At 39.4% G+C, this 12,310-nt stretch carries 6 protein-coding genes; 4 read left to right on the top strand and 2 right to left on the bottom strand.

Annotated features, from left to right (window positions below; translation table 11 throughout):
• Positions 1 to 91: 91 nt before the first annotated feature.
• Positions 92 to 1,069, bottom strand: a complete 978-nt coding sequence (locus tag PHO71_RS11930; RefSeq protein WP_300203491.1) for a Gfo/Idh/MocA family oxidoreductase — start codon at positions 1,067 to 1,069, stop codon at positions 92 to 94.
• 720 nt (positions 1,070 to 1,789) lie between these two features.
• A complete protein-coding gene (locus PHO71_RS11925; RefSeq protein ID WP_300203489.1) occupies positions 1,790 to 4,252 on the bottom strand; it encodes an alpha-L-rhamnosidase C-terminal domain-containing protein in 2,463 nt (820 codons plus the stop codon).
• 467 nt (positions 4,253 to 4,719) lie between these two features.
• On the opposite strand from PHO71_RS11925, the gene PHO71_RS11920 reads away from it, so the two are divergent.
• From PHO71_RS11920 to PHO71_RS11905, 4 genes are read left to right on the top strand one after another with little or no spacing between them, the layout of a single operon-like run.
• Positions 4,720 to 7,902 carry a TonB-dependent receptor gene (locus PHO71_RS11920; protein ID WP_300203487.1) on the top strand — a complete coding sequence of 1,061 codons (3,183 nt, stop codon included), beginning with the start codon at positions 4,720 to 4,722 and terminating at the stop codon, positions 7,900 to 7,902.
• Between the two features lie 17 nt (positions 7,903 to 7,919).
• Positions 7,920 to 9,854 (top strand): RagB/SusD family nutrient uptake outer membrane protein, encoded by a 1,935-nt coding sequence (locus PHO71_RS11915; protein WP_300203485.1) that lies wholly within the window; start codon positions 7,920 to 7,922, stop codon positions 9,852 to 9,854.
• A gap of 5 nt (positions 9,855 to 9,859) precedes the next feature.
• Complete coding sequence (locus PHO71_RS11910; RefSeq protein ID WP_300203483.1) at positions 9,860 to 11,080, top strand: DUF4959 domain-containing protein; 1,221 nt, start codon at positions 9,860 to 9,862, stop codon at positions 11,078 to 11,080.
• 25 nt (positions 11,081 to 11,105) lie between these two features.
• On the top strand, positions 11,106 to 12,296 hold the full coding sequence (locus PHO71_RS11905; RefSeq protein WP_300203481.1) for a DUF4998 domain-containing protein: 1,191 nt from the start codon (positions 11,106 to 11,108) through the stop codon (positions 12,294 to 12,296).
• Positions 12,297 to 12,310 lie beyond the last annotated feature (14 nt).

Below are 12,310 nucleotides of genomic sequence, written 5' to 3'. Positions count from 1 at the left end.
TATCTTTTAGATGCGATAACAAAAATTTTAAAAAATAAGATCCTTGTTATTGCGTCTAAAAAATTACATATTAGCTTTTGACACAGTTCCGTTATTCAAATGGATATTTAACTCCCCATTCTTCGCGCAAAGCATCCATCTGCTTCATTATACGAATTGTTTCAGTATGTGGCATATAAGGCGATTCCACCCAACCTTTCTCTATGGCTTCGATAGCTGCGGATAGTTCATATTCAAAACCTGTAATTTGCTGCGGCGCCTGATATTCGGCAATAAGATGATAATTACTGTCTATGACCTTTACCGACTGTGGATTATTTATGTTTTCTACGATGATATAGCCTCTATCACCTGAAATAATGCCTAAGCGATCGGTCCGGGCGTACATAGAGCAAGATAATATTGCCATCCGATCGTTGGAGAAAAACTGTGTAATACTGGCTTGCGCATCGACTCCGGTTTCGGTTTTTATGCAAGTTGTTGATGTTTTTTTAACTTCAGTGCCGAATATCATTGCCGCGAAGTTCAGTGTATAGATGCCTACGTCTAAAAGTGCGCCTCCTGCAAGCTCCGGCTTCATCAGTCGTTCTTTATCTCGAATAGCATAACCGAGATTCGCAGTCAGTAAAAACGGATTCCCGATGACTCCACTTTGAACTAATTCCGTTATTTGTCGGGACAAAGGCATATAGCGTGTCCAAATAGCTTCGGTGATAAACACCTGCTTTTCTTGCGCCAGTTTCAACAAATCTTCTGCTTGACGGGCATTGGCGGTAAAAGCTTTTTCGCATAATACAGGTTTTCCTTTTAGAATACACATCCTAGCTTGTTCGTAGTGCATAGAATGTGGAGTTGCGATATAGATTAAATCCACAGCCGGGTCGTCCGCCAATTCTTCATACGAACCATAAGCACGGGAGAAGCCCCATTCCCGGGCAAAGTTCTCTGATTTCGCAATGTCACGTGAAGCGATCGCATAAGGTTCCACTCCTTCCATAATGGCTAATGTATTTGCCATTTTCCGTGCAATGTGTCCGGCACCGATGATACCTATCTTGTAAGTTTTCATATCTATCACATTTATATTATTTAATTTATAGAATAAAGTAATCTTATTCCTTTTTTCAAAAATACAAAAAAGGAATAAACGAACCAATTTTTTCTTTCATTTAAGTGATAACATTCTATGAAGTGATTCCTGAAAGCTGGGAATGTCGATTTGACATTTTGATATTCTGAGTCTTCAGGAATCGTTTTTTAGGGTGGTTGGAGGACTGTGAATCGTTTTTTTCGATTATAGAGAGATAGAGGTATGTCAAAGTTTTACTTATTGAATTGCTGGATAGAATATATGTATGTCCCTTTTTAAAATTTCTTTCTTTTTATTCTGGTTTTACTCTTAAACTCTACTTTTTGATAGTTTTAATATGCCTGTGAGTACTTCTTAACTAGGAGTGAATTCCTTAAAAAAGTAAATATCTCGCACATTATTTCAGGTCTGTTGTATGAAGCGGTGCTTTGGATGACACCAAGCAATGCTTTTAGTGTCACTATGCGGTGCTTTTGGTAAGATCATCCGTATGTTTTGGTATAATCATCCCATTGTTTATTTCAAATTATCCGATTGATTATACCAAAATATACGGTAAATTACGTCTGATTATGCCATTTCTTGCATTGTTATTTCCTATTAAGCATTAATATATAAATGAGAGAGATAGTATATTTGCTTGTCTACTTAATAAATGATCGTATAATCACATAAAAACTTTCTTTATGATATTAGGTGTTAGTCAAAGAACAGAGCGGCACAGACTGCATTATCTCCCCGTACCTGACAAACACGGATACGTAGAGGACGGTCTACTGTAAAGGTCACATATTTGCCTCCGCGGTAGTCTCTCACCATGCGCACAGGCATAAGGATACGTTTACTGTCTAAGTCGAACAATTCGATGGCTGTACGTCTGCCTCCGTTGGGGTCCGCCAGATATAAACTTACTTTATAGGATTCGTTGCTCCGGTAGTCTATGTCCATTGTAAAAGTCTGCCAACAAGCGGCAGGATCTCCCGTAATAATACCCCCTAATTGTCTTTTCCCCTCTTTTGAGCCGGGGATTAAAAGTGCAGAAGGGGAATTTGCCAGCTCATCGGCATGCCAGTTTACATCTTTTTGAAAAGTTACACTCTTACATTGGGCAGGAAGTTTTGAACGATGGGCTCCTTGTTCGTCAAAATTGAACAACATATATCCTTTTGAACCGTACTTTCCGATCCAATTTCCACGTGTTAGCGAATCTTCTTTTACGCTCTCCGCTGTGTAGCGGTAAATGATTGGTTCCTGTATTTGGGGACTTTCTGCCTTTTCTCCCTCATAAGTAAAAGAGAAAGTATATATACCTGACGGTAACGGAGGCAGACAGGCATGTGTACCGTTTGCTATCTTTGCAGAAATAAGTTTCCCGTTTACATATATATTTACTCCCTTTGTCTCCATTAGTGGAATAAAAACGTTCGCCGTTGTATGTTCCGGCACGGTCAGATTCCCCTTACCTTTCAGTGCATCTATCTTAAAAACGATTGTTCCATGAGGGGTAGGGACAGAGCCATTTACATCGGTCAATCCTTCCGTTAAGTGGGGACATACGGTAAATTCCGTAAAACCAGGAGCGGAGGGACGAATGCCTAGTATTTCTTCGCTCAACCACTTTAAAACTCCGCTACTCCAAGGATGAGTAAAACTGGTATATCCACACTGATTATTGACAGGTGCGTCATTCTGTGCTTGTTTATAGAGATTCCATGATGGACGGAATACTTCGAAGAAGGTAGTAGCACCGTAACGAAGCTGTCCACCCCAACAATCATCAATCGTATGAAGTGCCTCACCATGTCGTCCCAAGCGTGCCATTGCATTAATTACGAAATATTGATTGAATGGAGAATAAGATACTCGTTGAACGCGATCGGTAAAAGCGGTCTGCCAAACGGCTTCTTCTTCATCGGGACGTACTACACCTGCATTGATGGCATCGGATAGAGCGAAAATATCCCCGTTTTTATACCAGCGAGGGAGACAATGTAGTTGGGTAGTTTTTTCTTCGGCATAATTTTTATAACGAGCTGCTAATTCACTTTTACCAAATGCTTCCATTATTTTACCAAACTGTTTCCATGATTGGATGGCAAGCATTCGATAAGCTAATTGCGTTTCGGGATTGTTGGGGTGCTCAAAGCCTCCACCTAAGCGTTCATCCCATCCATAAAAGGTTAGCGATGGTAATTCATCATATTGTCGATAGGCAGCATCCAGCTTCTTACAAGCATTATCAATTAATTGGTGGACGGTTTCTTTGTCATTGGTATAGTTGAAGTAATCAACCAGACTCTGCACCCAATATAACGAATAGCTTTCGATTCCATTGTACTGCTCGGACGTATATATCAAGTTCTTTCGCACAAAATCATAATTTCCGAACGCAACGAGCGAAGCCCCTTGAGAGGTATGCGCGTCTCCTGTCCAAGAGTGACGGTCGCTTCGTTCCATTAGGATTGCGCCGAAATAATCTTTCAATAAATTCAGGCGAACAGTGTATGCTGCCGTGTACCAAATACGATTTAATAAGGTATCATTGCACGAAAAGCTACCTTTATAATTTACCGGTTTTGTCTGGCAAACCAATTTTACTTTTTTGATCGTGATCTTACCCTCTACATTCTTTAGATGTATCCATGCGTAACGTACCCCTTCATATAATTGCTTATTAAGTTCCAGCCGGTATGTATTTCCATAACGTTTTGGGGCTAACGTCTTTACCGGATGTTCCGAACCGGCATTAAATACAGCAGGTTCATTAAATTCACTGATACTGCATATAACATCAGCATTCATATCCTCACATTCGAATTCCAGCCATCCGGCATTTACCTGTCCGAAGTCGAACATCAGATCACAATCTCCCGACACAGTGATTGGACCAGACGGATTCTTATATTCCACAACCTCTCTTTTGTTTCCTTTGACCGACTGTGGTTGCAATGAATAAACCTCCAAATTGTCGTCACACGATGGCTCTGCCCAACGATAACGCACCAACGGATCCGGTGAATCGGGTACTTCCGCACCTGTCGGTCTGCCTGTGATACCCGGATAAGGTTCTTTGACGGGAGAAGGTCTTTTTTCGGCTTTACCGAATGCACTGAAGAAAATAGCAATAATAATAGGTAATAAAATTCTTTTTAAGTCCATCATGATATTGTGTCTTTATAAGTACTACATCATCTTGCAACAAAGAACGCCTTTTTTTCATATAAATGATATATTCTTTTTGATTTTAAAAATGGCTTTTTTGATTTTTAATAGTATGAATTTAATGTTACTTTTTAATAAGGTATATAAGATTGGAATCGTAAGCTTATGGCTTAATAAATATATATATCGCTTCTACTTTATTCATCTCAAAAAAAACATTAACTTGAATTCAGATTACTTTTAAAGGGCACTATACTTCTTGTTTTTTGATAGCCAATACTAATATCATTTTATCCATGTTTAGAATCAATTACTAAATAGCTTTTTGTTAGGTAAGTCATACTTTTGTTTTTATATAAATCTGACGGCAAAAGCAATGCGGGATGAATTCAAAATATACATGAAGCCTTTTCACCCGTTACTTTGTGATCTCTATTGGACGTTTTTTATTACATTAATCTAATAATATGGGAAATTTGACATTAAAACAATTGAGCGGAAGAGTTTGGATCATTCTCGTATCCATATTCTTTTCATTGGAAATTACCGCTTCTAATGAGAATGGTGATGCTCCAATCAGTGAACAAACGAAGATTCAGATCACCGGGCGGGTACTGGATCAAATCGGTCCTATGCCCGGGGTAAATGTCTCTGTAAAGGGAACTAACATAGGAGTTTCTACGGATATTGATGGAAATTTTACTATTGCTGTACCCAGTCAGGAAAGTATTTTGGTAATCCAATGCGTTGGTTTTATTAAACAAGAAATTAAAGTAGGAGATCGCAGAGTGATTCAGGTTACGATGGAAGAAGAAACTACCGCCCTCGAAGAAGTAACCATCGTTGCATTTGGTAAACAGAAAAAGGCAAGTGTCATCGGTTCTATTACTACAGTTGATATTGGTAAAATCAGAGGTCCATCGAGCAACCTTACTACTTCTTTTGCGGGAAATATGGCAGGAATGATCGCCTATCAACGAAGTGGTGAGCCAGGAAAAGATAACGCCGATTTCTTTATTCGCGGTGTTACTTCTTTCGGCAATAACAACAATCCATTAATTCTGATTGATGGCATTGAACTTGGTACAACAGATTTAGCTCGTCTGCAGCCAGATGATATTGCCAGCTTTTCTGTGATGAAAGATGCTACCGCTACCGCGCTTTATGGAGCACGTGGAGCCAATGGAGTAATTTTAGTGACTACCAAAATGGGCAATGTCGGTGCTGCAAAAATATCAGTAAGAGCGGAAAACTCTTTCTCTATGCCTACCAGAAATATCGAAGTAGTAGACCCCGTGACTTATATGAAAATGTATAACGAAGCGTTATTAACTCGTTTTCGCGGAGGAGTAGGAGCTACTCTCGACGGTTTGTATTCGCAAGAAAAGATTGATAATACCATTGCCGGCTCTGATCCTGTATATTACCCTTGTACAGACTGGCAGAAACAACTGCTAAAGGATGTAACTACCAATCAACGAGTAAATATAAATATTCGGGGAGGAGGCAATTCGGCACAATATTTTGTATCCGCAGCCTTTAACCACGATACCGGTATGTTTAATGTAGATAAGCGCAACAACTTCAATAATAATATTAATAACAATTCGTTTTCACTACGTTCGAATGTCAATATCAATGTAACTAAAACTACAGAACTTGTGGTACGCTTAAACGGTACATTTGATGACTATAGTGGTCCGCGTGAGGGTGGAGCTTTAATGTATGAAAGAATATTGCATTCCAATCCGGTACTTTTCCCTGCTTATTATGAAAGAGACGAGGAACATCAGTTTGTGAATCATATCATGTTTGGTAATGCTGAAGATGGGCACTATATTAACCCTTATGCATACTTAGTAAATGGATATAAAGACTACTCCAGAACGTTGATGCAGGCAAGTGTGGAAGGAAAGCAAAAATTAGATTTTATCACCGAAGGTCTTTCTGTTCGGGCTATGTTCAACGTATCTCGTCTTTCTTCATTCTCTGTGACTCGCGGATACACTCCATTTTATTACAAAACAACACTCAGAAATCCAAATACAGGGAAGTATGGATATGAATTGATCAATGAAGACGGTACGGAATATTTACATTATACAGAAGAGCCTGGAGATAAGGTACTTAACTCGACCTATTATGGAGAGGCTATGATCAATTATAACCGTACATTCGGTGAAAAACATGATGTGAGCGGATTGATGGTATTTATGCTTCGAAACTCCTTAAATGCAAATACGGGAAGTCTGCAACTATCACTTCCATCTCGAAATGTAGGAGTGTCAGGACGTGCCACTTACGGTTATGATAAGAGATATTTTGCGGAGTTTAACTTTGGATACAACGGTTCCGAACGTTTTCATAAGAGTCGTCGTTTTGGTTTTTTCCCTTCGGCAGGTGCTGCGTGGATGGTTTCGAACGAGAAGTTTTGGGAAAATATTAGACCTTATGTCTCTCAGTTAAAGTTCCGTTACTCTTATGGACTCATAGGGAATGATCAGATTGGAACAGCCGAAGAACGTTTTTTCTATCTTTCTGAAATGAGAATGACAGACGGTGACAGACGTGCAACTTTTGGTAAAGATCTGAATTATGCACTCGACGGTGTAAGTGTGAAACGTTATGCAAACTCTGAAATCGGCTGGGAAGTTTCGTCTAAACATAATTGGGCTGTTGAATTAGGATTTCTGGAAAATAAATTAATGATTATCGCCGAGTATTATAGGGAGTATCGTGATAAAATTTTAATGGACAGACCTATTATTCCACAGACTTTGGGATTGTCGGCTACACCTAAAGCAAATTTGGGTGCAGCATCGGGGCAAGGAATTGATCTCAGTTTAGAGTACAATCAAGCTTTTATGAATGGAATGTGGGTAGGAGCCCGGGGTAATTTTACATATGCCCGTTCTAAATTTGAAAAATATGCCGAACCGAATTATCCCGAGAAGTGGAGATCACATTTAGGTAATTCCATTAAACAAATGTATGGATATCTTGCCGAACGCTTATTCGCCGATGATGCCGAAGCAGAAAATTCTCCCAAACAGAATGTGGGTGGCTCTGACTTTTATGGTGGGGGTGATATCAAATATACTGATATAAATGGAGATGGTGTAATAAACGAAAGCGACCAAGTCCCTATTGGGTATCCTGATATTCCTGAGATTGTATATGGATTTGGGCTTTCATTTGGATATAAAGGTTTTGATGTATCCGCATTTTTCCAGGGACAAGCCCGCGAGTCATTCTGGATCGATGCTACCAATACTACACCTTTTCAAGGAGAAACACAGTTGTTGAAAGCATATGCCGACAGTCATTGGTCGGAAGACAATCAAGATATGTACGCACTATATCCTCGTTTGAGCACTTTCGTACATTCTAATAATAAAGTGGGTTCTACCTGGTGGCAACGTGATGGTTCTTTCATACGTTTGAAACAGGCGGAAGTGGGGTATACATTACCGGAAAAACTTGCCTGGCAGAAGAAATTAAAAATATCATCTTTTCGTATTTATTTGTCCGGTTCAAATTTATTACTATTTAGCAAGTTCAAATTGTGGGATGTTGAAATGGCGGGGAAGGGAATAGGTTATCCTTTGCAGCGTGTATTCAATATCGGTTTTAATCTTACGTTTAACTAATAATATGTGAAGAATATATGAAAAACAAATTATTACTTCCACTTATTTTTCTGGCATTTAGTTTAGGTGGTTGCACGGATTTTCTAGATATAGTTCCGGATGGTGTTGCCCGGTTGGAAACTGCGTTCAACAGGCGTACAGAGGCTAAGAAGTTTTTATATACCTGCTATTCTTTTATGCCTAAACATGGCGAGATAGGTAGTGACGCTGCATTATGGGGAGATGAACTGTGGACTTTGGAGAATTCTGCTACAGCGGCAATCAAGTTTGGGTATGACGCATTTAATATAGAGCGTGGATTACAAAATTCTACAAATCCTCTGGTCAATCATTGGTATCACTATTATCGGGCAATATCAGATTGCAATATATTTATAGAGAATGTGGTTACTGTACCCGATCTGCCGGATTGGGAAAAGAAACAATGGCTGGCGGAAGCAAAAGTACTGAAAGCATATTATCATTTTATGTTGATATGCCAGTATGGTCCCATTCCTCTTAATCGTAAGAATTTGCCTATTGATGCCGATGAGGAAACCGTTAGTGTATTTCGGGAACCTGTGGATGAGTGCTTTGCTTATGTGGTACAGTTGCTGGATGAAGCCAAAGGCGATTTACCCGAGAAAGTGATCAATGAGTATGAAGAACTGGGCAGAATCACAATGCCGATTGCTTACTCGTTGAAAGCGAAGGTATTGGTTTATGCGGCTAGTCCTTTATTTAATGGAAATACGGAGCAAAGTGCTTTAGTGAATACCAAAAGCAAGGATAGAACTCCGCTATTTAACCAAACGGTATCTATTGATAAATGGAAATTAGCGGCGGAAGCATGTAAAGACGCGGTTGAACTTTGTGAAGATGTATTAGGGATGAAATTGTACAAGTACGGAGGTAGTTTTCAGTATGATCTGACAGATACGATTCTGACGCAAATGTCATTGAGAGGAGCTTTTACAGAGCGATGGAACTCTGAACTGATTTGGGCTAACACACAGAGTGTTCAAGCGGATATACAAACTTATTCCACTCCCAAACTAGATCTTCGGTATCAGGAAGGTGCCCGACTTTTTCAAGGTTTGGGTGTGTCTATGAAAGTGGCCGAACAGTTCTATTCGGATCATGGCATACCGGTAATGGAAGACATAACAGTGAATAAAAACGAGCTTTATGAACTGCGCACGGCTACTGCGGATGATCAACTATATATTCACAAAGGAACTAAAACGGTAAATATACATTTTAATCGTGAACCACGATTTTATGCTTGGCTTGGTTTTGATACAGGCGTGTGGTATGGACAAGGAAATGAAAATGATAGCAAACCGGAAGATCTTTTTTACGTAAAAGGACTGAGGGGTCAGGTTCATGGATATCGTAGCTTAGCTTTCGGTCCGGTAACCGGATATCAGCCTAAAAAGTTTATTCATTTCAAAAACGTACAAGCTGAAGGTAACGATAATTATGCGGTTAATACATACCCTTGGCCTATCATACGATTGGCAGATCTTTATCTTTTGTATGCCGAAGCATTGAATGAGGCCGAAGATACGGAGACGAGTAGGGAACTGGCAATGGTCTATGTGGATAAGGTAAGAGAACGTGCCGGTTTGGAAGGCGTGGAAGACTCATGGACAGATTATTCCAGTAATAAAACAAAGTTTAAATCCCAAAGAGGGTTGAGAGAGATCATTCAGCAAGAACGTCTGATTGAATTGTGTTTGGAAGGACAACGGTTCTGGGATATCCGTCGTTGGAAAACGGCTATTCAATCGTATCATACCCCTATACAAAGTTGGGATCTTACACAGAGAGAATCAAAATATTATTATCGTAAAAGAACCATTGCTTCTCCTTCTTTCGGTTTGAAAGATTATTTCTGGCCTATCAGAGACTATGAGATATTAATTAACCCGAATTTGGAACAAAATCTTGGTTGGAAAATCAATAAATAAATACTATGAAGAAAAGTATATATATCCTATCGTTTGCTTTTTTATTCCTTTTGTCAGGATGTAAAGAGTCTGTTAGAATTGATTTGGTAGATGATAGCAAACCGGCTCCTGTGGCACTGGATGAAGTGATGGTAAAATCTATTCTTGGTGGGGCTGTTTTAAGGTATCAGATCCCTGATGATAAAAATCTGCTTTGTATAAAAGCTGTTTACGAAATTAGTCCGGGACGTATTTATGAGGCAAAAAGCTCCGTTTATGTTGATTCATTAGTACTCAAAGGGTTTGCTTCTTCTGAGACTACACAGATAAAAGTTTTTTCGGTTGGTAAAAATGGGAAGGAATCAAAGCCTTTAATGGTGGATGTAACTCCGGGTACTCCGGTGGTGAAAGACGTCGCAAACACTCTTTTTGTTCGTTCGGCGATTGGAGGTGTGAAGTTATCCTATACGAATAAATCCGGTGAAGACTTGATTTACGACTTAATTCAAGAAGACACCGAATCCAATCGTTGGGAACCGATCAAGAGATTTTATTCAGGTTTGAAGATGGGAGAGTTTACGCAACGCGGAATGAAATCAAAAGCAACAAATATTGGAGTAGTCATTGCTGACCGTTGGGGTAATATATCCGATACGATCAAACAAATCATTACTCCGGTGTTTGAAGAAGAGATTCTGAAACCATGGGCACATAAAGAAATGGTGGGAGATTCCTGGAAAGCAGGTGGTCCTAATTTCACAATTGATAAAATATGGGATGGACGTTGGGACATTGATGCTCAATTTTTGTGGGCATCTTCCAAAAGTACCAAATTTCCTCAATCATTTACGATTGATTTAAAATGTGAGGTAGAAATTACCCGTGTAGTGGAACATCAAAGACCGGTATATGCATACTTGGATACTAGTGTAAAAGAGTTTGAACTGTTTGGTACTACATTAGATAATCCAAACCCTGATACGGATTCGGATGATTGGATTAAACTTGGGCGTTTTTCTTCCTTCCAACCTTCCGGATTGACGGGATCTCCCACAAAAGAAGACTTCCAATATGGTAACGTAGAAGGTGAAAACTTTGAATTCCTGGATGAAAATGGTGATCCGAAACCAACTCCACCGGTCCGTTATTTGAGATGGCGTACCTATGAAACCTGGGATGGTCAGACGGAAATGGGAGAAGTCATCATTTCTGAATTGGAGGTATATGGTAAAATCGTTAAGAAGTGAGAAGTAGATTAGGTCTAATAAATAAATGAAGAAAATAATGAAAGCAATGATAAGAGTTATTGTATTGTTGAGCATTATAATTGGGATTGGCGGATGTTCAGGCATGGAAGATATTTATAAAGAATATATTGTATATGGAGGACATATCTATCCTCAAAAGCCGACAGATCCCAGAGGATATTCCGGGGACGGACGGGTGGTGCTAAAATGGAAAAAAGGTGTAGACTCTTCTATAAAAAAGGCTATTGTATCGTGGGATGATGGTCGTCAAAAAAGAGAGTTCAATATTGAAGGTAATTCAGATAATGTAGAGCTGGTTGTGGATAATCTGGAAGAACGTGATTACTCTTTTGTCATTAACACTTATGACACTAATGGTAATAAGTCGGTTCCGGTGGAAGTTAATAGTCGGGCGTATGGCGATATCTACAAATCTTCCTTGTTTAATCGAACGATTAATATTGCCTATATGGATGTAGATAAACTGGTGGTTGAGTGGAACGAAGCCGATCTTACCAGTAATATAACAAAGACTGAGTTTTGTTACATCAATAAAGAAAATAAGGAAACGAAGGTTGTAGTAGATGCACAGAGTAATGAAGCATTGGTTTTGAATGATTATAAAATGGATACTGAGTTTAGTTTCCAAAGTTCTTTTGTACCGGATACTACTTGTGTAGATGTATTTGAATCCGTGTTGGAGGTAAGTAAACCTTTAACGATCATAAATAGAAGTGATTGGACGATCACAGCCAGTTCTTATGAGCCAAACGGACAGACAGGATATGGAGGGGCGAATCCGGAGAGATTGCTGGATGGCTTGATTGAAAATACGCCCAATGCAGGCTTGGTACCGACGTATTGGCACAGCCGTCATTCAGGCAGTGATGTGCCGGGCTATCCACATTGGCTGGCAGTAGATATGAAAAAGAAGGTCAATATAAGGCGTGTGGTATTACAATGCAGAAATGATCCGAATTGTAGAACAGGATATTCCTTTAGTAATTTTACCATTCAAGGAAGTAATGACGGAGAAAATTGGACTGATCTGGAGACGTATGATATCTATTCACGCTCGGATACAGCACCTCAATACTATCCGGTAGATACGAAGGAGAACTTCTCGTATTTCAAGGTAGTGATGAACAAGTCTTACGATAACAGTCCTTATGCACATTTAGCGGAATTGTCTATTTTAGGCGAGGAACGGGAGTAAGTTCAATGGTATTA

The organism is Bacteroides sp. (assembly GCF_028690125.1).
Classification (GTDB): domain Bacteria; phylum Bacteroidota; class Bacteroidia; order Bacteroidales; family Bacteroidaceae; genus Bacteroides.
Note: the sequence above shows the minus strand (reverse complement) of the source record. Positions and strands in the feature narration are given on the sequence as shown.

Excerpts from the sequence above, each read along its gene's own strand:
- PHO71_RS11930 (WP_300203491.1), bottom strand. The coding sequence starts at position 1,069 with ATGAAAACTTACAAGATAGGTATCATCGGTGCCGGACACATTGCACGG.
- PHO71_RS11925 (WP_300203489.1), bottom strand. The coding sequence starts at position 4,252 with ATGATGGACTTAAAAAGAATTTTATTACCTATTATTATTGCTATTTTC.
- PHO71_RS11920 (WP_300203487.1), top strand. The coding sequence starts at position 4,720 with ATGGGAAATTTGACATTAAAACAATTGAGCGGAAGAGTTTGGATCATT.
- PHO71_RS11915 (WP_300203485.1), top strand. The coding sequence starts at position 7,920 with ATGAAAAACAAATTATTACTTCCACTTATTTTTCTGGCATTTAGTTTA.
- PHO71_RS11910 (WP_300203483.1), top strand. The coding sequence starts at position 9,860 with ATGAAGAAAAGTATATATATCCTATCGTTTGCTTTTTTATTCCTTTTG.
- PHO71_RS11905 (WP_300203481.1), top strand. The coding sequence starts at position 11,106 with ATGAAGAAAATAATGAAAGCAATGATAAGAGTTATTGTATTGTTGAGC.